Annotated in this window: 17 protein-coding genes; 11 read left to right on the top strand and 6 right to left on the bottom strand. The window is 60.1% G+C overall.

Annotated features, from left to right (window positions below):
• Position 1: 1 nt before the first annotated feature.
• The gene (locus EIY71_RS03065; protein ID WP_134020440.1) at positions 2-787 is read right to left on the bottom strand and encodes a siderophore-interacting protein; all 786 of its coding nucleotides are present in this window, start codon (positions 785-787) and stop codon (positions 2-4) included.
• The gene (locus EIY71_RS03060; RefSeq protein ID WP_134020437.1) at positions 784-1,359 is read right to left on the bottom strand and encodes a PadR family transcriptional regulator; all 576 of its coding nucleotides are present in this window, start codon (positions 1,357-1,359) and stop codon (positions 784-786) included. Before EIY71_RS03060 ends, EIY71_RS03065 begins: the two co-directional genes overlap by 4 nt.
• Positions 1,360-1,854: 495 nt before the next feature.
• On the opposite strand from EIY71_RS03060, the gene EIY71_RS03055 reads away from it, so the two are divergent.
• The 7 genes from EIY71_RS03055 to EIY71_RS03025 all read left to right on the top strand — a co-directional run bounded on the left by EIY71_RS03055 (position 1,855) and on the right by EIY71_RS03025 (position 9,361).
• The gene (locus EIY71_RS03055) at positions 1,855-2,349 is read left to right on the top strand and encodes a CS1 type fimbrial major subunit (protein ID WP_085745296.1); all 495 of its coding nucleotides are present in this window, start codon (positions 1,855-1,857) and stop codon (positions 2,347-2,349) included.
• A 109-nt stretch (positions 2,350-2,458) separates the two neighbouring features.
• Entirely contained in the window at positions 2,459-4,981 is a 2,523-nt protein-coding gene (locus tag EIY71_RS03050) for a CS1-pili formation C-terminal domain-containing protein (protein ID WP_102687186.1), read from the top strand.
• Between the two features lie 2 nt (positions 4,982-4,983).
• The gene (locus tag EIY71_RS03045) at positions 4,984-6,201 is read left to right on the top strand and encodes a hypothetical protein (RefSeq protein WP_305955764.1); all 1,218 of its coding nucleotides are present in this window, start codon (positions 4,984-4,986) and stop codon (positions 6,199-6,201) included.
• Between the two features lie 44 nt (positions 6,202-6,245).
• Positions 6,246-6,989: a pilus assembly protein gene (locus tag EIY71_RS03040; protein WP_102687187.1), complete on the top strand. Its 744-nt coding sequence runs from the start codon at positions 6,246-6,248 to the stop codon at positions 6,987-6,989.
• Positions 6,990-7,021: 32 nt separating this feature from the next.
• The gene (locus tag EIY71_RS03035; RefSeq protein ID WP_102687236.1) at positions 7,022-7,522 is read left to right on the top strand and encodes a CS1 type fimbrial major subunit; all 501 of its coding nucleotides are present in this window, start codon (positions 7,022-7,024) and stop codon (positions 7,520-7,522) included.
• Positions 7,523-7,555: 33 nt separating this feature from the next.
• Positions 7,556-8,059, top strand: coding sequence for a CS1 type fimbrial major subunit (locus EIY71_RS03030; protein ID WP_102687188.1), 504 nt, complete (start codon positions 7,556-7,558; stop codon positions 8,057-8,059).
• A 51-nt stretch (positions 8,060-8,110) separates the two neighbouring features.
• Positions 8,111-9,361 carry a hypothetical protein gene (locus tag EIY71_RS03025; protein ID WP_102687189.1) on the top strand — a complete coding sequence of 417 codons (1,251 nt, stop codon included), beginning with the start codon at positions 8,111-8,113 and terminating at the stop codon, positions 9,359-9,361.
• 42 nt (positions 9,362-9,403) lie between these two features.
• Here EIY71_RS03025 and EIY71_RS03020 read toward each other — a convergent pair whose 3' ends face one another.
• Together EIY71_RS03020 and EIY71_RS03015 are read right to left on the bottom strand one after the other, a co-directional pair.
• Entirely contained in the window at positions 9,404-14,323 is a 4,920-nt protein-coding gene (locus EIY71_RS03020) for an NEL-type E3 ubiquitin ligase domain-containing protein (RefSeq protein ID WP_305955763.1), read from the bottom strand.
• 283 nt (positions 14,324-14,606) lie between these two features.
• A complete protein-coding gene (locus EIY71_RS03015; RefSeq protein WP_134020434.1) occupies positions 14,607-17,732 on the bottom strand; it encodes a transglycosylase domain-containing protein in 3,126 nt (1,041 codons plus the stop codon).
• A gap of 434 nt (positions 17,733-18,166) precedes the next feature.
• Between EIY71_RS03015 and EIY71_RS03010 the strand changes: the two genes are divergently transcribed.
• The gene (locus EIY71_RS03010; RefSeq protein WP_102687191.1) at positions 18,167-19,588 is read left to right on the top strand and encodes an amino acid permease; all 1,422 of its coding nucleotides are present in this window, start codon (positions 18,167-18,169) and stop codon (positions 19,586-19,588) included.
• Between the two features lie 171 nt (positions 19,589-19,759).
• Positions 19,760-21,265: a glucosyltransferase domain-containing protein gene (locus EIY71_RS03005; protein ID WP_102687192.1), complete on the top strand. Its 1,506-nt coding sequence runs from the start codon at positions 19,760-19,762 to the stop codon at positions 21,263-21,265.
• An 11-nt stretch (positions 21,266-21,276) separates the two neighbouring features.
• Here the strand turns inward: EIY71_RS03005 and EIY71_RS03000 are convergent, their stop codons facing one another.
• Together EIY71_RS03000 and EIY71_RS02995 are read right to left on the bottom strand one after the other, a co-directional pair.
• Positions 21,277-22,896: an FMN-binding glutamate synthase family protein gene (locus tag EIY71_RS03000; RefSeq protein ID WP_064383868.1), complete on the bottom strand. Its 1,620-nt coding sequence runs from the start codon at positions 22,894-22,896 to the stop codon at positions 21,277-21,279.
• 35 nt (positions 22,897-22,931) lie between these two features.
• Complete coding sequence (locus EIY71_RS02995; protein ID WP_011335770.1) at positions 22,932-23,732, bottom strand: LuxR C-terminal-related transcriptional regulator; 801 nt, start codon at positions 23,730-23,732, stop codon at positions 22,932-22,934.
• A 125-nt stretch (positions 23,733-23,857) separates the two neighbouring features.
• Between EIY71_RS02995 and EIY71_RS02990 the strand changes: the two genes are divergently transcribed.
• Entirely contained in the window at positions 23,858-24,679 is an 822-nt protein-coding gene (locus tag EIY71_RS02990) for a carbon-nitrogen hydrolase family protein (RefSeq protein ID WP_102687193.1), read from the top strand.
• Between the two features lie 265 nt (positions 24,680-24,944).
• Positions 24,945-26,270 (top strand): APC family permease, encoded by a 1,326-nt coding sequence (locus tag EIY71_RS02985; RefSeq protein ID WP_134020431.1) that lies wholly within the window; start codon positions 24,945-24,947, stop codon positions 26,268-26,270.
• The last annotated feature ends 48 nt before the right edge of the window (positions 26,271-26,318 follow it).

Below are 26,318 nucleotides of genomic sequence, written 5' to 3'. Positions count from 1 at the left end.
TTCATTCTTCTTCGGAGCCTTCGGCGCGCCAGTAACCGACCGCTTTGACGAACTTCTCGTCGAGTCCGTGCTCATCGAGCAGCACCCGACGGATCTGCCGCGAAACCTTGGTCTCGGTCGCCACCCACGCATACAGATTGCCCTTGGGCACCTGCAATTGTTTGACGGTCGTCAGCAGGTTGTCCTTGCCGCCCTCGCGCAGTACCCAGATCACATTGACCTGCGCCGCGCTTTCCAGGGTTTGCTGCTCCTTGCCGTTTTCCACTTCGATCACCACCAGCGCCTTGCGATTGGCCGCCAGGCCTTCGAGGCGGCGGGCGATGGCGGGCAGGGCGGTTTCGTCGCCGATCAGCAGGTAGCTGTCGAAAATGTCCGGCACGATCATCGAGCCACGCGGGCCGCCGATGTGCAGGAACTGCCCCGGTTTGGCCTGCTCGGCCCAGGTCGAGGCAGGGCCGTCGCCGTGCAGGACGAAATCGATGTCCAGCTCAAGCTTGTCGAGGTCATAACGGCGCGGGGTGTAGTCGCGCATTTCGGGCATCGGCACGTCGCTCTTGCCGGCGCCGAGCACCAGGGTTTCCAGCGCCGCGGCCTGTTCGGCGTTCTGCGGGAACAGCAGTTTGACGTGATCGTCGGTACCGAGGCTGATGAACCCGGCCAGTTCCGGACCGCCGAGGGTGATGCGGCGCATGCGCGGAGTCAGGTCGATGACGCGCAACACTTCCAGGCGGCGACGTTTGATTTCGTGCATCACACGATGGATGCCTTGGGTCTGTACTTCAGTCATTCGGCTTTCTCCAGGGCAGATTGAACGGCGGGGCCGTCGACGATGGCTTTGGCGGTGTCATTGAGCAGGTCGCGTACGCGCAGGATTTCTTCCGGGCTCCAGCGTCCGTGGTGCATCTGCAGGGCGTGACGCAGGTTGTGCACCGCTTCATGGATTTCCGGCGGCCGGTCGTGGCCGCGAAGCGAGCGCTTGCTGACGTCGATGCGCATGCGCACGCCGTCCAGCGCCACCGCTTGTTCGCTGAGGGATTGGCGGCCGGCATTGGTCACCGCATAGCGCTTTTTGCCGCCCTCGGCATCGCCGGTGATCATTTCGCTTTCTTCGAGAAATGTCAGGGTCGGGTAGATCACGCCGGGGCTGGGGCTGTAGGCGCCGTCGAACATGGTTTCGATCTGGCGGATCAGGTCGTAGCCGTGGCAGGGCTGCTCGGCGATCAGCGCCAGCAGCAGCAATTTAAGATCGCCCGGAGCGAATACCCGTGGGCCGCGACCGCCGCGCTCGCGACCGTGGCGTTTTTCGAAGCCGTCACGGCTGTCGCCGTGGTCGCGGTGGGGGGAATGATGGTCTCTCATTTCAGTCTTCTCTCGTCGTGTTTAGATACAACTTAAGATATATCTTTGCGACTGGGCAAGAGCTTTTTGCCGCAGAGCTGACGAGTGGTCAGCGGTGAGCAAGACGCGCTGACGGAGGAACCGCCCTACCTGGTTGATCGAGACAGGAATAACCGGAAAGTTAAAGCTATCACTCTATTAATACTTGAGCGTATATTCTAAAAAGATTAGAAAGTGCTGGCTGGTATTGTCGAAACTGCTGTAACGGTTTTTGTAAATAACTGTAGGTAGGGAATGCCTTACAGTCACTTTTGTATATTCTGATTTTTTGATGTTTTTTCTTTCATGTTGCGAGGTTGTTTAACTACAAGTTCGTGGGAAGTTGCCTGCTTACATTCTTGAGACAAGGGTTGATCATGCCCCGGCATTGAACTTCCATGTTTTCGGTACTTATCGACCGGTATGACATGAACTTCAATGTTTCGATTCCCTTAAAAAGAAAACAGGTACTGACCGATGTTCAAGAAAATCGCAATCACCGCTTCTCTCGCTGCCCTGGCCCTGAGCTCGTCCGCGGTCTTTGCCGCCGGTGAAGCCCGTCACTCCATCAGCCTGATCGCCCACGTACCGACCAACGGTTTCTACGTGGTGCCGACCGACTCCGATCTGGTCAACAAGGATCAGGACATGAGCTTCCAGCCAAGCACCGGCAAGATGCGTGAAGTCAATGGTTTCTTCGACGTGCGCAATAACAACGGCTCGGTTCATGCCAGCCTGGAAAGCCAGCCAAAACTGATCGCCGGCAACACCGCCATCGACCTGCAAGTGCTGTTCAACAACAAGGAACTGACCCTGACTCCGCAAATGGTTGTGGGCGAGTCGGAATCCGACGTCAACTTCCGCGCCCCCCTGAAGATCAGTGCCAAGGGCAACAACTTCCAGCCGGGTGATTACACCGGTGTTGTCGCCATGACCTTCGACGCCGTGCCGCCGATCGGTGGTGGCAAGTAATCGGTTGATCCGCACTCAACGCAGCTTGCCAGAGTCGCGTTCCCCGGCGGGATAAACAGCCTTGTCTGTCCCGCCGGACTTCAACTTTTGTAAATCAGAGTACGAGTTCATGTTCCCGATGACACCCATCGCGGCTGCGCTTGCGCTGTTGTTTTGTGCCAGCGCAGCGGCCGCTTCCGAACCCGCCGGCACGACTCCGCGCAGTCTGTTGGCGCAGGCCAAAGGTTTGCCGGCGGATTTCGAAGAGCACTTTTTCGATGTGCCGCTGGCGGTGCGGGTCGAACTCGACCAGCAACCGCTGGGGGAGGCCATGGTGGTGTTGTCCCGTGATGATCGCGTGACCTTGCTGGAATTCACCGACACCAGCGAAAACCGCTACACCCCCGCCGAACGCGAAAAGTGGGCGGCCTATCTCAAGCCCGGCGTGCCGCTGGGCGCGTGTACCGGCTCCTGCCCTGATCAGGTGCTGGCGGTGCATTACAACCTGGAAAATTCGTTGCTCTCGATTCTCACCGAGAACGCCGAGCGTGACCTGGAAACCAAGCGTTTTCACGATCAACCCGAAGGCGGCAGCAGCGGCCTGATGGTGCGTAACCAGCTCAACCTCAATGGCGGCCAGGATCAGGATCTGGGCGGGCGTTTTGGCCTTGAAGCCAGCGGCAGCCTGGGCAACTGGAGCCAGACCGTCAACATGCAAATGGCTCGCCTCGGCGGCCCGGACGACAAGCTCTATCACGCCGTCCACGAGCTCTACACCCAGCGCGAACTGCAAGGCAATTTCTTTCGCCTGGGCTACTTCACCCCCAATTCCGAAGGGCTGACCCGCCAACCGCGCACGTTTGGCACCAGCCCTGATACCGCCGTCGGCGTGATGTACGGCAGCTCCGACAGCCTGGCTATCAACAACGCCGCGCCCAGCGTCTACCCGATCTACGTCACCGCCAATCGCCAAGGCTCGGTGGAGATCTGGCGCGATGGCCTGCTGATCAACACCCAATCGATACCCGCCGGTTTGCAGAGCCTCGACACCCGGCCGCTGCCCGGCGGTATTTACGAGGTGGAAGTACGGCTGATCGAAGACGGCCAGATCACGTCCAGCACCCAGGAGCTGGTGTACAAGCCCAGCAACTGGCGCAACCTCGACGAGCGCTGGCGCTACAACCTGTTTGCCGGCGAAGAAAAGAAACTGCTGAGCAACTGGGATCAACAATCCAGCGGCAGTCCTACCGCCGGTGCCTCGCTCAACTATCTGTTGCACCCGCGAGTCATCCTTGGCCTGTCGGCACGGCAGATCCGCGAAAAGCTGCAATACGGCACGTCCATCGACTGGACCCTGGCCAATCACATCAGCCTGTATGCCAACGTCTACAAGACCGAGGATCACGGCACCGGTCTGGATTTGCAGAGCCTGTACAACTACGGTTCCGGCAGCCTGGTGATCAGCCACAACCGCAGCTGGCTCGACACCACCGACCAGTACGAAACCCTGCCGGACGGCACCCGGGTGCGCCAGCGCAATGTGTTTATCGGCGAAACCAGCAACTCGTCGCTGGCGCTCAACCACCGGCTCAACAGTCGCAATTCGCTGAATGCACGGGTCTCCCACAGCGAGGGCAATGTTGAAGGCGTCGGCGTGGATCTGGGCTGGACCCGGCGCAGCGAGCTGTTCGGCAATGACGCCAACTGGCGTCTGTCCTTGTTCGACCGGCCGGGCAGTTTCAGTAGCGGCGACGCGCGTAACCGGGGGGTCGATTTGAGCCTCAACATGGCGCTGGGCGCCCCCGGCGAGCAGATCACCGGCAGCATCGGTTCGCGCACCGACCGCGATGGCGGCCGCGACAATAACGCCTCCATCGGCTGGCGCAAGGACCTCAAAGGCCACGTGCTGCAGAACGTCTCGGTCACCGCGCTGACCGACACCTACGGCATCGGTGCTTCGGGCCTGGCCAACTTTCGCACCGATACGGTCAACGGCGACGGCTTCATCCAGCGCTCGTCCTACAACGGCAATTTCACCGGCGGTCTTAACCTCGACAGCACACTGGTGGTCGGTGGTCAGCAGATGCTCATGACCAGCGAGTACGAAATGCGCGGGGCGGGGATGATCGTCGATGTCGAGTCGGATATCGAAGGTATTGCCTTGCGCGCCGACGACTTCAGCGGTGGCAGCGCCGCGCTGAAACCGGGGCGCAACTTCATCCCGATCACTGCCTATCAGAACAGCTCGGTGAGCTTCGACTTCGAGGGCAACAACGTGCCCGCCGCCACCATCGAACCGGCGCGCACCCGTTACCACCTGAACAAGGGCGGCGTGGACTACCGCAAGATCCGCGTGATGAAAACCCTGACCGTGCTCGGACGGCTGGTCAACGAACAGGGCCAGCCGCTCAAGGGGCATCACGTGATCAACCACGCCAGTCGTGGGGTCACCGAAGTCGACGGCTTCTTCTCGATGGAAATGAACGCCGGTTCGCCAACCCTCGAGGTGCGCCAGGATAACCGCCTGCTGTGCCAGTTCCGCCTCGACGCCGATCAGCATCGCAGCGAAAACAACGTGTTGATGATCGGGGATCTGCGTTGCACGCCGGACACCCTGGCCGATACAACCATTACCGATCAGAAGGCGGGCTGAGCGTGAAAAAGCTGACCAGATATTTGAGCTTGTTCGTTGCGCTGAGCCTGCCGCCGGTCGAAGCGGCAAATCAGGAAATCCGCGCGCTGTTTCAGCCGGATCCGACACAGCCAAGCAAGAACGTCTTCATCAACAAGACGCCGAACAGCGGTTATTGCGCAGATTACCCGGACGAGTGCGCCCATCAGGGCATGTTCAGTCTCCGGGTACCGATCCGCTTCTCGACGTTCACGCCTATGTTTTCGACCAATGGCGTGTGGGTGAAGGTGCCCGCGGATTGGCGAGTCGTGAATGTCATCAATCAGCAGACTCAGCAGACTCATCCGGTGGAGGTTCGGATCAGCGGGATCGGTTCGCGATATCGCTTGAGCAAGCCTGTCACCGAACTCACGGGTGAGCCAAACGAAGCGGAGGCGCATCGTAAATTGTGGGTGGGCAGTTCGTGGGTTTATGCCGCGCCTCCATGCGAATACAGCGGAGTCGGCTTTCCGGGCGCCACCACTTACCAGTTTTTCTGGAAGACCCCCGTGCTGGGCAGCTGTAACAAGGTGGCACTCTTCGACATCGGGCATATGGAATTCGAGTATCTCGATATCGCCTACGAATTGCGTACTCCCAATCCGTTGAGCATGGCGACCGGTGTGTACACCGGTTCACTGCCCTACAGCGTCGGTCCCGGCAGCGCGGATTTCAACATGGGTCCTTTCTTTCGGGCGGATGACGCCAACCTGACTCTGGATTTTGTGCTTGATGTGCAGCACGAACTGAAAGTCAGCCTGCCACCGGGCGGCGACAAGGTCACCATGGAGCCGCCCGGCGGCTGGCGCAGCTGGATCGAAACGGGGCGTATGCCCACCGATATCTATCGCGATCAACTGTTTCACATATCGGCCTCGTCGCGCTTCAAGGTGATGATGATCTGTAACTCACTGGGTGGGTCTGAATGCGGCATTGGCAACAATGAAGTGGGCTTCTCCAAGTTTGAGGTCAGGCTCACGCTACCCGCAGGCATCGTCGGTCCGGGTAACAGTGACGGCTGGTCCGGAACGTTGATGCACAACACCTGGCTCGGTCCGTTCGAGCCCACCCGCTACGTCGATCGCAAACCCGGCAACCTGCGCTTTCAGATTCCGCGGCGCTGGATCGAATCCCTGCTCAAGCCCGGCATGAACGGCACGCTTTGGGGCAACGTCACCGTCATTTTCGACTCGGAAGTATGAAACTCCGGGGCAGGTCATTTTTCATTTTCATGAGGTTGAGTTCCATGACTCGAATGTTTTTGCTGTTGCTGTCCGGGATGTTCTGCATGACGGCCCATGGCGGGCCACAGATCAATGTCGGCACGGTGTACGACTATCTCGACGGCGACAAAAGTACCTATCTCAAACGGGTCTTCAACAGCGGTGACAGCACCGCGTTCGTCAAGATCAACGTGCTGGAAATCGTTTATGACGCCGATGGCAAGCCGCAGGAAATTCCCGTCGCCAATGCGGATGACGGCGCTTCGCGCAATGGCGTGATGGCCAGCCCGGCGCGTTTGATCGTACCGGCGCAGGGCGTTCAGGGCACGCGCTTGCTGTACATGGGAGAGCGGGATCGCGAGCGCTATTTCCGGGTGCGCTTCGTGCCGGTGGTGCCGGAAAAGGAAGATGAGTTCGTGGTGTCCCAGGATGAACGCGAAGACTACAAAAAGTCGCTGTCGGCCGGGGTCAACGTCATGACGGGCTTCGGCATCGTGTTCTTCGTGCGGCCCAAAGATGCGCGTTTCGCCACGGTGATCAACGACAGCCCGGAGCGTTACGAGATCCGCAACAACGGTAATACGGTGATGGTGGTCGACGAGTTCAAGAACTGTTCGCTGAGCGATGAAAGCGATTGCGGCGCGACTACCAAACATCACGTCATGGCTGGCAAGAGCTTCGCTTTCGACAAGGAAGCCGGTCGCGAATACCGCTTCAAACTGGTTGAAGGCGATAACAAGAAAGACCTCAGGGTGGCACGCCGCTAAGGCCTGCACCAATGACGCGCCAGGTATCGATCATGAACAAGCAATGCGCCATTGCCGCGCTGATGGCTTTAACCGCACTGACAAGTGTCCCGGGCTGGGCGGCTCGGGAGGAGTTGAACTTCGAGGTGTTTCTGACCATCCCCAGTCGCGCCTTTTACATCATTCCGGCAGAGTCCGACTGGATTCACCGCCCGCAGCGGTTGCTCTGGGACTACAACACATCGACCTTGCGTGGCTTGCGCAAGTCGTTCGACGTGCGCCACGACAGCAGTGCCATCGAAGCGCGTCTGGAACGTACGGGCTCGATGTCCAACGGCCGGACGGGCGAGGAGATTCTGTTGCATGTGAAATTCAACGGTGTGGTGTTGAGTCAGGACACCCGCCCGCGTGAAGTGCTGTCCCAGGCCGAGGCGGCAGCGGGCAAGCGGGTTTTGCTGGAAATCGACCCGATCAAACCGCTCGGCGGATTCAAACCGGGGGAGTACGACGGCACGGTGATGTTGTTGTTCAACGCCCGGGCACCGGGAAGTTGATCGCGCACCGTCATCCACGCAGAGGTTCCTGAGATGATCAAGCAAGTCGCTATCGCGCTGTGCCTGGGCCTGCCGGCGTCGGTTCATCCGGCAGTGTTCGCCGCCCAGGAAAAACATACTTTCGAGGTGTCGGTAGACATCCCGACCCTGGGTTTCTACGTGATTCCCAGCGAAGCCGACTGGATTCATCGCGAGCAGACCCTGCCATGGGATATCCACAGCTCGACGTTGCTCGGGTTGCGCAAGAGCTTCGATGTGAAAACCGACGGCAGTGCCATTGAAGCGCGGCTCGAGAGTTTCCCTTACCTGACCGCCGGTGGCGATTCACGCGACAACATCGTGTTGCATGTCAGTTTCAACGGCAAGGATCTCACTCAGGACCCGACGCCCCGGGAGGTGGTGTCGGCCGAGGAAGCAATGGCGGGCAGTCGCGTGCAACTGGAAATCGTCCCCCGCGAGCAACCGGGCGGCTACAAGCCGGGTGAATACAACGGCACCGTCAATATCGTGTTCAACGTGGCGGCGCCGACAGGATGAACAGCGCACGCCGGACAAGGACAACCGACCTGACAGGCAAGGAAACAGCCAATGGTTTCAGCTGTACGCAAGTGCTCAAGGATCAGTGCGTTTTGCTTTTGCGGGAGTATTTTTTCCGCGCCAGCGCTGGCAATCACTCAGGAGATTCGCGCCACCTACGTTCCCGATCCCGCCAACCCGCAGAGCAACGCATTCATCAACCAGACGCCGCAGAGCGGCTACTGCGGCCAATACCCCAATGACTGCCGACGCTACAACCTGATGGGGGTTTCGCTGCCGCTGCGCTTCACCTCGGTGCAGGCCATTCGGCCGGAAAGCGCCGAGCGCGATGGCGCGATGTTCAGGATGCCGGCGCAGTGGCGTGGCCTGACGGTGCGCAATATCGTCACCGGTGAAGCCGAGACGGTAGAGGTGCGGATCGGCGGATTTGGCTCGCGTTATGTCCTTAGCGATACGGCAAGTAACCTGACCGGTGTCTCGGGCGAATATGAGTCACATAACGCGCTTTGGGTCGGGAGGGGGTGGGGCTGGGCGCCCAGACCTTGTGAAGACGGGGCAATGGCCTCATACGGACCGGAGTTTTACCGGTTTTTCTGGTTCACGCCGTCCGACGTCGTGTGCAGCAAACCGTCCGCGTTCGAAATCCCGTGGATGACTTACGATTATCTCGACGTGGCCTATGAACTTCGCACACCGAACCCGCTGGGCATGTCGGCGGGAATTTTCGCCGGTGAGCTCACCTATGGTGTGGGTCCAGGTCAGGACATCGATGCCGGCAACAACCTGTTGCCTGATACCTCCAGCCTGACTTTCCGGATTCTTCTCGACGTGCAACATGTGCTGAAGGTCGATATCCCGCCCGGCGGCAACAGAATTGCGCTGGTACCCCAGGGCGGCTGGCAAGCCTGGCTGCAGCAGGGCAGTAAACCGACCCGGTTGTTTCGCGACCAGACCTTCAATATTTCGGCGTCCTCACGCTTCAAGATGTACTTCGAATGCGAGTACGCCGCCGTCGCCTCCTGCGCATTGCGCGACACGGTCAGCGGAGCGACCGACGCGCAGGTTTTCCTGAGCGTCAGCCTGCCCGACAGCATTGCCGACATGGCGGGCCACCCGGTCAAACGCCGTCCATTGAGCAACAGTCCCGATGCCATGGCGTTCCAGCCGACCCGTTTCATGCAACGCGCGCCGGCCACGTTGCACTTCGAGATTCCGGGTGCCCATGTCGAACAGATGCTCCAGCCCGGGAAAGGCAAACGCTACGTCGGCAACGTCACGGTGATCTGGGATTCGGAGGTCTAGAACGTTGCAATGCCCTGAAGGTTTACCTTCAGGGCACCGTACTCAGATCCCGGCCCGGCTCATGGCTTCGCGGGTGAGCTGTCGGCTCAACTGTTTTTCCTGGTAGCCGATGTCACGCAGCAATCGCTCATAGGTGGCATCGCTCATGGCTTGCCCGGTGAGCACTTCCTTGTGTGGCACCGACAGTCTGTCGGCCAGATCCGTGAGGTTCTTTTTGAGAACTGCACGTTGTGCCGACGGCAGGTCAGCCGCTTGCACCCACTGTGTCTGGGCTGTTCGCAAGTCATCCAGCCAGTCGAATTTTTCCAGGTGCATGCGCTTGTTGGATTCGATTTCGCCCGGCCAGTTGTCGCGCAGATAGCGTTCCCAGAACGGCTGTTCAATCATCTGGTTGACCAGTCCGTCGCCTGCCTCGCGTTCGAGCACGGTATCGCGAGCGGTGGTGATCGTCTGGTTATCGACGCCGGCGGTGGGGCGAAACATCATGTCTTCAGACTGCCAGGGCAAGTCGAGACTTTTCGCCAGTCCGGTTTCATAGGCCAGGTGCACTTCGACTTCATCGGGATTGCCTCCGCGAGTGCGAATGTCGGCGCGGGCGATTTCGCCTACCTGATCAAGTCGCGATGCGCTTTTGGCCAGCGTCACCAGTTTGCGTTCAAGCTCTGCCCGGTTGGTCGAGTATGAGTAGGCTTCAGAGGCCAGTGTCTTGACCCCCATGTTGTTGAACAGCTGTGCGCCGGCGTCAGCGCAGCCTTCGGGATCGGTCGACATCAGGAACAGCTCTTCGCGCAATGGCGTGTCGATGTCCATGGCGCCGATCATCCGCCACACGCGGTCGGTCAGTTGATCATTGGCTTTGCCACCCGCTGTGTAGTCGGCCGAGTGGGTAAGATCTTCGATGATCGTGAAGAAACCGTCGGAATTCGGCTCCTCGGCGAGCTCGTGCCAGGCTTCGGGCCGATAGGTGCCAACGCCGGCCGTTTCATTGCGCAACGAGGTATCGACGAAAACGGGCCAGCGTTCCAGCAGATCTTCCGCCGCCCGGGAATAAGTCATGCGCGAAGGGATGCCGACAGATGTCCTGTATTGCTCGTACCTGACACGCACCGCGTCAGAGAGTCTGTCGGCATAGACGCGGCTGCGGGCAATCAACCGTGCGCTGTCGGAGCCCAGCGGTACATTCGGGATGCGCTTGAGCGAGTTGGCGCCCAGATCAAGAAAAAAGCCGCGTGGCCGGGGCTTGTCGAACAAGCCCGATGGCCAGCCTTCGAGGCCGGTGTCGATCAGGCTCAGCACCTTGAGTCGGGGCATGCGCTCGACATTCGGCGCAATGCCCAGTGGATTGTGATCGAGCCTGAGGGTTTCCATGCGCGTCATGTTGCGCAGTTGTTCGGCGGTGCTCGGGGTCAGTTGAATCTGGTTGTCGTTAAGGCGCAGGGTCTCCAGTTGCTGCATCTGGCCGATGGTGTCCGGCAGAGAACTCAGCCCACAGTTTCTGGCACTTAATTGGCGGATATGCCGCAAGTCCTTCAGCAGACCATTCGGTCTGGTGGAGAACGTCGAGCCGTCCAGATTCACTGTCGTGATCTGTTCGAACCAGGATTTGAGTTCTTCCGGCAGTTGTCGCCACCAACGCTCGATATCCTTGGGCAGCCATTCGCTGGACAGGTCCAGCCGATAACCTTCCTGCATGCTGAGACTGCGCTCGCCGAATACTTCGGACTTGCGTTCGAAACACTCCAGCAGACGATCGGCGAGAAACTGTCCGCCGTTCCGTTGATAGTCCCAGTAAGTGCGCGGGATAGTGCTGTCCGGACTTTCAGGATCCCACTCGGTCAGATAGCGCTGACGCCAGGTTTCCAGTGTCTGCCTGAGCCGTTGAAGCTGCTGTTCCAGCAGTTTGATCTGTGAGTGGGGATCACCGTTCGCTTGCAGGGAACGGGTGAAGGCGAGTGCTTCGGCCTGATCGAAATGCGGATAGAGGTTTGCGACTTTCTCCTCTACGCTCAGTGCCGTTTTCGAGTGCCCCGGCCCGCGCAGCAGCAGCTCGGTTTGCAGAGGAACCCGAGGGCGGATGGGCGGCCGTGCGAGCAATGTCCTTCGTTCGGCAGGACGTTCGCTAATGACTTGCACCCACTGTTTGAGCGATTGCCCCTGGCCGAGGCGGTAGCCCAACGCGGCCCGCTTGTCGGCGGGCACGGCCAGCAGAATGGCTTCATACAGATCTGCAGGCGGATGCAGACTGTTGTCCCGGTCATCGCGCACTTCATAGCGGCCACGCTGATCCCTGACCAGTACGCGCACGGTACTGGCCTTTTCGTTGCCGACACTGCAGCGAAGCGCGCCGTCATGAAAAAGCTCACGTACTTCAATGCGCAGATCAGCGAAGGCATCGGTGCGTTGCCTCAGGGCGCCAAGAATCAATCGCTCGGTATCGGGCAATCGTAATGCCGGCTCATACAATCCTTCAGTGGCACGCGCCGCGCTGACTTCAAAAGCACTTTCCCGGGCCTGGTCTTTCAGGCGCAGCGGTATCCGTCGTTCTTCGCGGATGATGGTCTGCTCGGCCGGTGTCGCGTCCTTCAGCAGCGCCTCGGCAACCCGGGAGGGCAGCTGTGGAAACTGTTGTTGCAGCAAGTGAACCTGGGCATCGCCAAGGTGATCATTGGCTTGATATTGATAGTTGAAAATTTCCGGGGTGCGCGTCTCCACTGCATCCGCCAGTTGGTTGCGCAGTGTCTGAGCCCGTTGCGCTCTGGGGTAGCTGCCGCCGAGCAACGACTGCATCTCGGCGTCGTCGAGAAAATCCGTCAGCCGCTCCGGCAGCCTGCCAGCCAACAGGTCAGGCATGCCAATGCTCAGCGTCTGTCCGGCTGTCGCTTGCGGGTTGCCGTACAGGTGAAAATTTCCGTTCGAGTCAGCGCTTTCAAAAACCTTCAACGCTTTGTCGGCAGGCCAGCCTGGCATGTCCGGGACCATTCGGCTGAACCAATAGGCGGTCGGGGCCAGTGGTTGTCCGGAGCGAATCAACTGGCCGACGTTGCGGGTTTCGTCCCACGTCCGAAAACGAGTCAGGGTATCGGCCAGCAGTGCCGGTGGCGGCGCGTTGTCCATATACATCCGGCGCAGTGATTCTGGCGAGGTGCCGCTGATGCTGCGCAGGTGTTCCAGTTCGGTGTCGCTGTAGCCGTCCACGCTGTGACCCAACCGGCGCATCAGAATCGAACCGTCCCAGTCCTGTGGTTTTTCCCCCTCGTGTACCCACGCGCCCTGTTCGTTGTGGCGCAATTGCGGCGCGTACGCCTGCGGGCGAGTGGGATGCTGGACGCGATGGCGGCCGTTGCTGCGATCGAATTTCACTGCGTAATGCCGACCGTCGAGAGGCAGCAAGGTTTTGCCCGCAAATCGATACAGCCCGGATGCAGAAGGTTTCGCTGCCGGCGGTGGAACAGTGTCTGTTTGCGCGTATGGCGTGAGGTCGGTGTGCCACAAGCGGATTTTTTCGTCGTGTCCCGTCACCGGTTTCATGCCTTCGACCAGTGGCGAGAGTTTCAGAATTTTTTTGGCGGCCAGGCCCCCGACGACAAATGCCGCCAGTTGCACCACATCGATGACGATACCTACGACATGCTCCGCCGCTTCGACCCAGTTTCTGTAACCAAGATCCACTGCGCTTTCGATGACTTCATTGGTCAACTGGAACGCCGTGTAGACCAGCATCGCAACGCCCAGATACGGCACGAACGGCATCAAGACGAACAACGACACGTTGAGAATGTCGCCGGCAATCTTCAGGACATTCTCCCACCAGGCCCAGCGTGCCTTGTCGTCGGCGTCGGCGGTCGCCACTGCAATCACGCGTGCGTCGTTGAGAATCTTGTTGAGTCGCTGCTCGAAGAGGTACTTCCACAGCGGCGAGCGGATCGGCGGTGCGCTGAATTGCAGTTGCGGTTTCTCCACCGGTGTTTCCCGCCATGATGGACGCGAATCGCCCGCTTCTTGCGGATACCATTTTACGTAGCTCAGACGTTGTTCGAGCCCGGCAAAAAAATGCCCACGCTGTTCATGATCGACAAACTGGCTGAAAAACTGCCGGTAGCTGAGCCCGGAGGAGGGTGATGTCGCATTGGCCCGAAGTTGCCGGGTCAGCTCTTGCATGAAGTCCAGGGTCGAGGCGTATTCCTTGAGCGGGTGATCCGGGTCGTGGGGAACATAGGCAATCATTTTCGGTGAGTGAGGCGCCTGTTCCGGATCCGGCCGAATGATCAGGATGCCGGTGAAAGTCAGATCCATCATGCCCAGGTCGCAAACCAGCATCGGCTGGCCGTCCAGTGTGAGAGTCTGACGGCCAAGCAACACTTCGCGGATCAGCGCATGGGCACTGTGACCGATGTCCTTTTTGAGCCGCGCCATCTGCGCAGCGGCCTTGAGCGTCGCTTTTTGGCTTTGCTCGACCCGTGTGCGCAGGTACGTTTCTGCTACCGGTTCCTTGTCCAGCAGGACTGTTTCGAGATGGCGCCTGTAGCGCGCACCAAGGTCCAGTTCCCGGCACAACGTCTGAAACTGACTCACGCTGATTGTCCGGTTGATCGGCGAGGAGTCGAACAAGTCGCGTGCGACGTCGGTTTTGGTAATGAAAGTCGAATAGTTTTGATAGTGCTCGTCGTGTGCGAAGTTATGCAATGCCGCATCAAGCATCGAAACCGTTCTGGCTTTGGAGGCTTTGTTGAAGTTATGGACGTACCAGGGCGTCTGAGCCGAAGCGTATAGCCTCAGATAGGTATTCTTGACGTCGACATCGATCTGGAACTGTTCGAGCAGCCTGGCCTTGAGCAAGGGCTCGGCGAAAGCGTAGATATCCTGAAGACGCCCGAGCAGGCGGTCGATTCGGTTCTGTGCACCCCACGCCCGACGGTTATCGGCCGACATGCGTTCCAGCTCGCCGGCCGACGCATCGGTCATCCAGGATTCAAGCTGGAGGGGCGTATTGCCTAGCGCATGGGCACGGTGTAACTGCATATCGCTGAAGACCGGATCGATACGCGATTTAATTAAGTCGTAATGTTGCCCTTTATATGTGGATGTTGCAGTCATTGTGCAGGCCTTGAATAAGTAAAGAATTCTCAGCCTAACGTCCAATGAGCGGATTAATTAGTTTAAAAGCCTGTTGCCGAAGTGTCGGGTTAATGTCTGATTTATTGAATATTGGAATGCATAAAACACATAACTATTACCCTTCACAGGTTCAGTTAGTGGTCGATGCCACAGTCGCTGTTTGCGGCGCCAGACACTGCGAATCACTGCCCGGTTGCAGATATGGCATCAGAATCGGTGCCATCCCCTTGAGAACCTGCACCGGCAGGGCAGAAGTGAACTTGAAGTTCTCCGCCGAGCGCCCCGGCACGAACGCGGTGAGCGTGCCGAAATGGTGGTCACCGATGTAAAACACGAAGGTGGCCGTACGGTTGATCGATTTCGAGCTGAGAATCCGCCCGCCGGAGCCGATCGCCTCGATCCGGTTGTCGCCGGTGCCGGTCTTGCCGCCCATGACCAGCGGTGTTCCATCGTTCAATTTGAAACTGCCGGAAACACGTTTGGCGGTCCCCGAGTCCACCACTTGCGATAACGCTTCGCGCATCGCCGTGGCGACTTCGGACGGCATCACCCGTTTGCCGACGTGAGGGTCATTGACCAGTTTCGTTTCGTAAGGCGTGCCGGCGGCAAAGTGCAGGCTGTCGATGCGCAGGGTCGGCATACGCACGCCGTCGTTGAGAATGGTGCCGATCAACTCGGCCAGCGCAGCGGGGCGGTCGCCGGAGCTGCCGATGGCGGTGGCCAGCGACGGCACCAGGTGATCGAACGGATAGCCGACTTTCTGCCAGCGCTGATGGATCTCGAGGAACGCTTCGATCTCCAGCATCGTGCGGATCCGGCTGTCACGGGCGCCCTTGTGCTTGCTCTTGAACAGCCAGCTGTAGACTTCCTGACGCTCGAACTGGCTGGCCTTGACGATGTCCTTGAAGGTCGCGTCGGGATGGTTGAGCAGGTAGCCGATCATCCACAGGTCCAGTGGGTGAACCTTGGCGATGAAACCCTGATCCGGCAGGTCGTAGGTGCCGGGACCGTAGGCCAGGTAGAGCCGTTCCAGGCGTTCGTCGGTGAGTTTTTCGGTGATCTTCACGCCCTTGAGGTGCGAGCGCACAAAGGTGTTGAAGTCTTCCTGGCTGGCGTTGGGCAGCAGGTAACGGTGCACGGCGGCCATGCGGATCGGCGTCGGGCGCATGCTGTCGAGGAAGGTGTCGAGCCGGGCCTGGGTGTCCTTGTTGCGGTACTTCTTCCAGAACTTGAGCAGGAACGAAGTACCTTCGCGGTCGGCGAACGAGGCGAGGTATTCCTGACGGCGCGGGTCGCGATCGTCCTTGAGCAGCTCGGCGCTGTTGTTGGGACCGGAGTAGGTGGTGTAGCGCACCAGATCGCGCATCAGGCGAATGAACGGCAGGTTGATCGACTCACGCAGGGCATCGCGCAGGGTCGGCAGGCGGCCGTTGTCTTCCTTGCGAAAGTTATGGAACACATGCAAGCCGCCACCGGTGAAAAACGCCTCGCCGGGGCTGGCCGAATATTTGCGGTCGAGGGCGGCACCGAGCATTTTCGACAGGTCGTGATCCTTGTTCTGGATCAGGTAATCGATCACCCACTGGCTCAGGCGATCCTGATCCGGCACCTCGACTTTCTTCAGTTCCGGCACGGTCATGGCGCCGTATTTGTCATGCAGCTCCGCGATGATTTGCAGGTAGGTGGTCAGCACTCGCATCTTGGCCGTGGAGCCCAGTTCCAGTTTGCTGCCTTCGTTGATGTCGAACGGCTGGTCGGTGCTGTCGGTCTGCACCCGCACACGTGAACCGTCCGGGGTCAGTTCGAACAGGGTGAAGCTGTAACGCACCTGGGTGGTGCTGGTGGGCGTCAGCAGGCGTTCGCCCATCAGGCCGACTTCGGTGGCGTAGGCCGGGTCGGCGAGTTTTTTCAGGTAGGCGGTAGCCTGAGTTTGCAGCTCGCCTTGCAAGGTGCTGGTAGCAGACAGATCAAGACGGTCGAGGTCGTACAGCGGACGGTTGAGCATCGATGCCAACCGGCTGCGGGCGACACTGATGCCCTTGTTGGTTTCGATCGGCTGGATCGTCGGCTGGGTCTGCCAATCGCGATAGCTGATGGTGCTGGCCAGCGCGGCATCGGCCAGGGCCGCGTCGATCACGCCGTTCTGCTTGAGCAGGCGCAAGTGGCTGTTGGTCAGTTCGACCAGTTCTTCACGGCCCTTGGTCAGGTAATGCGAAGGACGGCGCTGGGCGACCATCAGCGAGAGCATTTCGCGCAGGGCCAGACCTTTGTCCGCCATGGACTGCGGATCGGTCGCTGAGCTGGATAGTTTGCGGTTGGCCTCGTTGAAATCGGCGCCATACCAGACCCGCAGACCCTCGGCCATGCCGTGCACTTCGCCATGCCCCGGCACTGCCGACAGCGGCACGCTGTTCAGGTAATCGCGAATGATGTTCTGTCGCGCCGGCAAGGTGTCCGGGCCGCCCTGATAGGCGCGCACGCTGGCGGAAATCATCTGGCGGATCTTCTCCGCACCGGACACCGTCAGGCCATCGGGTGAATGGCGGTATTTCTCAAGCTGGGTGGCCAGGGTACTGCCGCCGGCCGACTGCCCTGGCAAGTGCAGCAACTTGGCAACCTGCGACCACGCGGCCATGCCGAAGCGCGGCCAGTCCACCGCCGGGTTGGCCAGCGGTTGCCTGGGGTCGAGCAGGAAGCGGTTTTCGATGAACAGCAGGCTGTTGACCACCACCGGCGGGATCGAGTCGAAGCTTGCGTACAGCTGCTGCGGATAGTTGTACTGATACAGCGGCGCGGCGCGGCAATCGGTGATCGACAGCCCGGCCTGGATCTTTTCGGAGTAGGGCACGAACAGGCCCTTGTCGGTGTAGTTGAGCAGGGCCGGGGAGAAGCGCGTCTGCTCGGTGATGACGTAGTTGCGCTTGATCAGCCGCGGCAGGAATTCGTCCAGCGAGCTGTAGCCCAGACGCAGGTCGAATGGCCCGTTGCCCGGATAGCGGATCGCTTCGCTGGGCCCCGGTTGCAATTCGTACTTGAGTTTGGCGGCGTACTGGCTGACCTCCCGGGACTGAAAACGCGAGGTGCGCATTTCCTTCATCGCAGCCAGGCCCACGACAATCGCAATGATCACCAACAGGAGCCAGAAAGCCTTCCACCCATGCCGGTTACGACGGGGTTTTTCAGGTACAGGCGCTTCATCCACACGTTCAGTCGGAACCACTTTTTCACTCGAATCGGTTTGCCACAAAGCGCCCATAGTCGATTGATCCATTCACGCAGATTGATCGGACTTGACTGAAGCTTAGTCGGTGGTTGGCGTCGGTGAAAAAATTGTGAAGAACGGTGGCCGGCTTCATCTGAACAAATCTTCAAACCCGGTTGCGGCATGACGTTGCACCATTGCTGTGCAATACTCGGCGCCCATTTGCGCGGTGAATAATCCTCGAAATGCAGGATGGTTTGTCTCGTAAACCTGTGAATTGACGAGGTTTACGTCTGAATCAGATGCCTTATAGAGTGAAAAAACCTGTCGCAAGCTTTTTATACTGCACGCCCCGCTGATCCCGCAGGTTGCTTCTGCGGGACGGTTCTGCCCACGAAGCAGGGCCGGTATTTACCCAGGCGCAGGCTTATCGGCCGACGCTTGAACACTCGGTGGTCACATCCAATAACAAGACGAGGAAGTCCCCCATGCCAGTCGGCAATCACCCGCCCCATGGCGAAACCGCTCAAGGCGGTCCGCTCAAACGCGAACTCGGTGAACGGCATATTCGCCTGATGGCGCTCGGCGCCTGCATCGGTGTCGGTCTGTTTCTCGGTTCGGCCAAGGCCATCGAAATGGCCGGCCCGGCGATCATGCTGTCTTACATCATCGGCGGTCTGGCGATCCTGGTGATCATGCGCGCCCTCGGCGAAATGGCCGTACACAACCCGGTCGCCGGCTCCTTCAGCCGTTACGCACAGGATTACCTCGGCCCGCTGGCGGGCTTTCTGACCGGCTGGAACTACTGGTTCCTGTGGCTGGTGACCTGCGTCGCCGAAATCACCGCGGTGGCGGTGTACATGGGCATCTGGTTCCCCGATGTCCCGCGCTGGATCTGGGCGCTGGCGGCGCTGGTCAGCATGGGCTCGATCAACCTGATCGCGGTGAAGGCCTTCGGTGAATTCGAGTTCTGGTTCGCCCTGATCAAGATCGTCACCATCATTGCCATGGTGCTTGGCGGCATCGGCATCATTGCTTTCGGTTTCGGCAACGACGGCGTGGCGCTGGGGATTTCCAACCTGTGGGCCCACGGCGGCTTCATGCCCAACGGCGTGACGGGCGTGTTGATGTCGCTGCAGATGGTGATGTTCGCCTACCTCGGCGTGGAAATGATCGGCCTGACCGCCGGTGAAGCGAAGAACCCGCAGAAGACCATCCCGAATGCGATCGGCTCGGTGTTCTGGCGGATCCTGCTGTTCTACGTCGGCGCGCTGTTCGTGATCCTGTCGATCTACCCGTGGAATGAAATCGGCACCCAGGGCAGTCCGTTCGTGATGACCTTTGAACGTCTGGGCATCAAGACCGCCGCCGGCATCATCAACTTCGTGGTGATTACCGCAGCGCTGTCGTCGTGCAATGGCGGCATCTTCAGCACCGGACGCATGCTCTACAGCCTGGCGCAGAACGGCCAGGCGCCGGCCGGTTTCGCTCGCACCTCGAGCAACGGTGTACCGCGTCGCGCATTGCTGCTGTCGATCTTCGCGCTGCTGCTGGGCGTGCTGCTCAACTATCTGGTGCCTGAAAAAGTCTTCGTCTGGGTGACCTCGATTGCCACCTTCGGCGCGATCTGGACCTGGGTGATGATCCTGCTGGCCCAGCTGAAATTCCGCAAAGGCCTGAGCGCCACTGAACGGGCCGGCCTGAAGTACAAGATGTGGCTGTTCCCGATCAGCTCGTATCTTGCGCTGGCGTTCCTGGTGCTGGTAGTCGGTCTGATGGCGTACTTCCCGGACACTCGCGTGGCACTTTATGTAGGCCCGGCGTTCCTGGTGCTGCTGACCGTTTTGTTCTACGTGTTCAAGCTGCAACCAAGCGATGCGTCCCAGGGCGCGGTGCGTTCGGCTTCGTAATTCGTTGTTGCTGAAACTCGAAAGCCCCGGTCGAAAGTCCGGGGCTTTTTCGTCGGTGCGAGGTTGATGCCGCTGGTCTGAAATCAGCGCAAAAAACGACTTCTGATCCAGAGTCATGTTCGAAGGTTTAGCTACGTTGTTTCCAGCGCAGCCGTGAACAGAGGCGCAGGTATGAGGATGAGCGATTTTCTCGTACGAGAACTCGGCCGCCGTCAGGTCGTGCTGTTCTTCCTGCTCGCCACGCTGCTGTACATCCTGCCGCTGATTCTTGCCGACTTCCCCTACATCGACGATAACTGGCGCACGCTGGCCGCCGGCAACGCTTGGGCCGGGCAGGGGCGGTTGTTCATGGACTGGTTGTATCAGGCGCTGACCTTCACCGACGCTGCGCCGAATATTTTTCCTCTGCCGCTGTTGCTTGCCGCCGTAGCGATGTCGTTCGCTTTGACCCGGCTGACCTTCCACTATTTTCCCGAACCGACGCTGGCCTGTTGTCTGGTGCCGTTGCCGCTCTGGTACAACCCGTTTCTGTTGCAGAACCTGTCCTATCAATACGACGGGGCCGGCATGGCCCTGAGTCTGGTCGCGGTGATTTACGCGATCACGTTTTGCGGCGCTTCGCGCATTCAGCGATGGCTGGTGCCGTCGGCGTTGCTGGCGCTGGCGATCGGGTTGTATCAGATCAGCCTCAATGTGTTTCTCGGGCTGTGTTGCCTTGAATTGCTCAGGAATGTTCACGGGCGAATGCCGTGGTCAGCGCTCTGGTGCCAGTCAGGCTGGAGGCTGGCGCAGCTGCTGCTGGCGGTGTCGATCTACAGCGTCACGGCCTATCCGTTCACGGACCACGGGCGCACGCAGTTGCTGAATGCGAGCGCTGATCCGTTGCTGCAGATCGGCATCAATATCGGTCGGGTGATAGAGAAAGTTGCGCTGCTGTTTCACGGCGGCTACACGGCGATTTTTATTGTGCTGGTGCTGTGCGCCGTGTTCGGCGCCGTGCAGTTGGGGCGGCAGATTCGCGAGCGCAACATGTCCCGCGCCAAGGGTTTGCTCTTGAGCTTCAGCTGTCTGCTGGCGTTGCCGTTGATTGTGCTGCTGGTGCCGGGCATGACGCTGCTGTTTCGCGACTTCAACGAAGGCGCGCGCACCCTGATGGGATTCGGTGTGCTGCTGATGTTGCTGTTCTATCTGGCCTGGCTGGGGTTGATGCCGCTGCATCAACGGTTGCCTTTGGTGTTGGCGATTCCGCTTCTGGCCATGCTGTCGTTGTCCTTCGCTTATGGCCGGGCGCTGACGATGGAGAAAGCCTTCGCCAGCAATGCGCTCTATAGCCTGAGCCACGACATCTCGTCCCATCGCGAACTGCGCGAAGCCAAACGGATTTATATCTCGGTGACGTACTCCGACCGCTGGCTGGCGGGGGCGGTGGGTACGTTCAAACAGTTGCCGGTGCTGCACTACCTGCTGAACATCGACTACTTCATGCTCGCCGAAAACCTGCCCTCGGCCGGCATCACCAACGTGGTCGCCGAGCGCGAACGGCGCAACGCGACCCACGTCGGTCTGATGGGCTATCCACCTTTGGTGGACAGCCTCTATTACCGCCTCTACCTGATTGGCGACTACGGCTTCATCGTGATGAAGGAACCGTCCCATGGCCGCTTGCTGCAATGGTGACCGTTCAGAGTCTAGGCCGCCGCGATTTCCTGCGGTTCGAAACTGTCCGCCCGCGCCATCTGCCACATCCGCGAATAGAACTCGCCGTTCACTTCCCCGGTGAGCAATTCCCCTGGTTTCAGGAACACGTGCAACTGCGAGAACAGTTTGATTTCGGTCGCCGACATGCGCCGCACCAGATGCTTGGCCGACAGTTGCGACGGATGATCGAGTCCGGCGGCGGCGAGCATTTCCGCCAAGGCCTTGAGCGTATTGCGGTGGAAGTTATAGACCCGCTGGGCCTTGTCCGGCACCACCAGCGCGCGCTGGCGCAGGGTGTCCTGGGTGGCGACGCCGGTCGGGCATTTGTTGGTGTGGCAGCTTTGCGACTGGATGCAGCCGATGGCGAACATGAAGCCGCGCGCGGAGTTGGCCCAGTCGGCGCCGATGGCCAGCACGCTGGCGATGTCGAACGCACTGACGATCTTGCCGCTGGCGCCGAGCTTGATCTTGTCCCGCAGGTTCAGGCCGACCAGGGTGTTGTGCACGAACAGCAGGCCTTCGCGCATCGGCACGCCGATGTGGTCGGTGAACTCCACCGGCGCGGCGCCGGTGCCGCCTTCTTTGCCGTCGACCACGATGAAGTCCGGCAGGATGCCGGTTTCCAGCATGGCCTTGGCGATGCCCATGAACTCCCACGGATGGCCGAGGCAGAACTTGAAGCCCACCGGTTTGCCGCCGGACAGTTCACGCAGCTGCTGGATGAAATGCATCATCTCGATCGGCGTGGAGAACGCGCTGTGGCGCGACGGCGAGATGCAGTCTTCGCCCATCAGGATGCCGCGGGTGTCGGCGATTTCCTGGGTGACCTTGTGCTTGGGCAGAATCCCGCCGTGGCCGGGTTTGGCGCCCTGGCTCATCTTGATTTCGATCATCCGCACTTGCGGAGTCTGCGCCTGGGCGGCGAAGCGTTCCGGGTCGAAGCGGCCGTCGCTGGTGCGGCAGCCGAAGTAGCCGCTACCCAGTTCCCAGGTCAGGTCGCCGCCGTGTTCGCGGTGATAGGGGCTGATGCTGCCTTCGCCGGTGTCGTGGGCGAAATTGCCGAGTTTGGCACCCTGGTTCAGCGCGCGGATCGCGTTGGCGCTGAGCGAGCCAAAGCTCATGGCCGAGATGTTGAACACCGACGCCGAGTACGGCTGGGTGCACTGCGGGCCGCCGACGGTGACGCGGAAACTGCTCGGGTCGCTCAACGGCGCCGGGCGCATCGAGTGGCCGATGAATTCGAAACCGGATTGATAGACGTCGATCAGGGTGCCGAACGGTTTGTCGGCGGTTTCATTCTTCGCTCGCGAGTACACCAGCGAACGCTGGGCGCGGGAGAAGGGCAGGGCGTCGCTGTCGGATTCGAGCAGGTACTGGCGGATCTCCGGGCGGATGCCTTCGACCAGATAACGGATGTTGCCGAGGATCGGATAATTGCGGCGCACCGCGTGCGGGCTCTGCATCAGGTCGAACAGACCGATCAGGCTCAATACGCCGGTAACGGCGGTGATCGGCCACAGCCAGTCGTGTTCGAGAAAGGGCAGGCTGGCGAGGGTGAAAATCACGCAGACGGCAAAGAAGGCGTAGCGGCTCAGGAGTGACAGGCTCATACGGTTTCCTTGGTTCGGACGGTTTTTTGCGGCAGTCAGGCGTTCTGCGCCTGCAGAAAGATCGAAAACAGCTCCGACTGGGATTTGATCCCCAGCTTGCTGTACATGTGTTTCTTATGGACTTTCACGGTTTCAACAGAGATTTCCAGCTTACGGGCGATTTCTTTACTGGAGCAACCGCTGAGCATCAGGCGCCCGACGTCCAGTTCCCGGGCGGTCAGTTGCGCGCCCTTGAGTTGCTGCACCGATGCTTCGAGCTGTACCCGCCAGTCCGGTTGCGCAGGCGCCGGGGCCAATGCCACGGTTTCGTTGATTTCATAGGGCAGGCGCTGGCGCAACAGGCCGAGCACCCACGGCTGGATCAGCGACAGCAGGGCAATCTGCTCGCCGGTGAAGCGTTGCTGGCTGCCCAGCGACAGGCACAACGTGCGGTCGCCTTCGAGTTGGCAATTGAACTGGATTTCGTCGGCCACCACATTCAGACGAAAGTATCGCTGGTAATACTCGGTCAGTTCGAAGTGCTCCGGCGCGACCTCCGACAGGCGATACAAACCGGTGCGCGACTGCTCACGGCAGGCGATGTAGAACGGGTCGAGCAGATAAAGACCGCGCAGATAATCCTGAAACAGCTGGTCGGGACTGCCGTCGGCGCCGGGGCATTCGGCGAACACCTGCGGGTGGCGGTCGGCGCTGAACAGCAGCGCCACCCAGCTATCGAACGGCACGTACTGGTCAAGCAGGCGCACCAGTTGCGCCCAGAAGTTCGGCTTGTCGAGGGCGTCGATCAACTGCCCGACGGCGCGGTGCCAGGTGATGTCGTCAAACGAAAGAGTCATGCCTCTACCCCTATCGGGTTACCCCGGCCGCGTAATTCCCTGGCCGGTCGAATGCGAAGCATACTGGCCCACAGACAGCCGCCGGGCAATCTTTCGGCGCCCGGCGCTCATAACAAGGACTCCCCATGAAAGTCGAACTCGCCCAGCTGGCGGGCCGTGACAAAGACACGGCGTACAACCTCGAACGCGCCCTCGCGGCGATTGCGGCCTGCGCCGTCGACACGCAATTGATCGTGTTCCCCGAGACCCACCTGATGGGCTTCCCGACCGCCGACACCGTGGCGCAGATCGCCGAACCGCTGGACGGCCCGACCGTCAGCGCCGTGCAGGTCGCCGCCCGTGAACGCAACCTCGCCGTGGTGATCGGCATGGCCGAGAACGACAACGGCCGCTTCTACAACACCACGCTGCTGATTACCCCCGAAGGCATCGCCCTGAAATACCGCAAGACCCACCTCTGGGCCTCGGATCGCGGTGTGTTCGAGGCCGGTGACCGTTACGCCACGTGCCTGTGGAACGGCGTGCGGGTCGGTCTGCTGATCTGCTACGACATCGAATTCCCGGAATCGGCCCGGGCCCTGGCGCAACTGGGCGCCGAATTGCTGATCGTGACCAACGGCAACATGGACCCATACGGTCCGACCCACCGTACCGCGATCATGGCCCGGGCTCAGGAAAACCAGGCGTTTGCGCTGATGGTCAACCGTGTGGAAGCCGGGGATGACGGGTTGATGTTTGCCGGCGGCAGTGCGCTGGTGGACCCGCTGGGCACGGTGCTGTTCGAGGCCGGGCGTGAGGAAGGACGGTTCAGCGTTGAGCTGGATTTCGGCCAGTTGGAGCTGGCGCGCAAGGACTATCGGTATCTGGATGATCAGCGGTTGAGGTTGCCGGGGGAGGTGGTGGAGCGGGATGGTGGTGTTCGGGAGTTGCTTATTCCACACCGTTGAACCCCAGCCCTCACCCTAACCCTCTCCCGGAGGGAGAGGGGACTGACCGAGGTGTTCACTCGAAGTACATCGACCTGAGGGATCGAGTCGAACTCAGGATCTGAAAAGCATGGAGATCTGCTCCCTTTCCCCTCGCCCCCTTGGGGGAGAGGGCTGGGGTGAGGGGGTAAGGATCTCCATTCGAACAAAAAAACAAGCAACACCCAAAACCTTCGCCGAACTCGGCCTCTGCCATAAATCCAATAAAATCCGGAGTAAGTCGCCCATGGCTCGTTTGCAACGCACCCTTTCACTAGGGTCGGTGGTGCTGTTCGGCATCGCCTACATGACGCCGATCATTGTTCTCGGCACGTTCGGCATCCTCGCCCAGTCCACCGCCGGCATGGTGCCCGCCGCGTATCTGGCGGCGCTGGTGGCGATGTTCTTCACCGCCATGAGTTATGGCCGAATGGCCGCCGCGTTCCCGGTGGCCGGCTCGGCCTACAGCTACGTGCGCAAGGCCATCAGCCCGAAACTCGGCTTCATCGCCGGTTGGGCGGTGCTGCTCGATTATCTGTTTCTGCCGATGGCGATCTGGCTGATCGGCGCCGCGTATCTGGCTTCGGCGTTCCCGTCGATCCCGCAGTGGGTCTGGGTACTGGCATTCATCGGCATCACCAGCGCGATCAACATCATCGGCCTGAAACTGGCCAACGGCATCAACGCCTTGCTGATGCTGGTGCAGTTCCTGGTGCTGATCGCCTTCGTCGCGTTGTGCGTGCATTACGTTGGCGGCGATGCCAGCACGCCGCTGTGGTCGATCAAACCGTTCTTCAACGGCGACATGCAGATGCCGCTGATCATGAGCGGCGCCGCCATCGCCTGTTACTCGTTCCTTGGTTTCGATGCGGTCAGCACGCTCACCGAAGAAACCCGCGATCCACGTCGCACCATCCCTCGGGCGATCATGCTGATTACCCTGATAGGCGGGCTGATTTTCGTCGGCGTCTCGTACTTCGTGCAGATCGCCCATCCGTCGTTCCAGTTCGACAGCGTCGACTCGGCGGCCTACGAAATTGCACGCAACATCGGCGGTGATCTGTTCGTGTCGATCTTCCTGATCGGCCTGATCGTCGGCCAGTTCGCCTCGGGCCTGTCGGCGCAGGCCAGCGGTTCGCGGCTGCTGTTTGCGATGGGCCGTGACGGTGTTCTGCCCAAGTCATTCTTCGGCACCTTGCACGAGCGCTTCGGCACCCCGGTCAACAGCATCCTGCTGTGTGCGGTGGTGGCCTTGCTGGCGCTGAAACTCGACGTGACCACCTCGACCTCGTTCATCAACTTCGGCGCGTTCCTGGCGTTCAGCCTGGTCAACCTGTCGGTGATTTTTCACTATTGGATCGGCGGCGAGAAAAAAGGCCTGCGCGAGTTGATCCTGTTCCTGATCTTTCCGTTCATCGGCCTGGCGGCGGACTTGTGGCTGATGGTCAGCCTCGATCACCTGGCGGTGTATCTGGGCCTGAGCTGGCTGGCGATTGGCGTGGTGTACCTGGCGGTGCTTACGGGTGGTTTCCGCCGGCAGCCGCCGGAGATGGATTTCCAGGAAGCGACCTGAGGTTCCGGCCGAGTCTTTGCTCATGAACGGCGGGCGTGTGATGCTTGC

It is taken from the genome of Pseudomonas sp. CH235, from assembly GCF_004368175.1.
Lineage (GTDB): Bacteria > Pseudomonadota > Gammaproteobacteria > Pseudomonadales > Pseudomonadaceae > Aquipseudomonas > Aquipseudomonas paraglycinae.
This window is presented reverse-complemented; position numbering and strand designations above follow the sequence as displayed.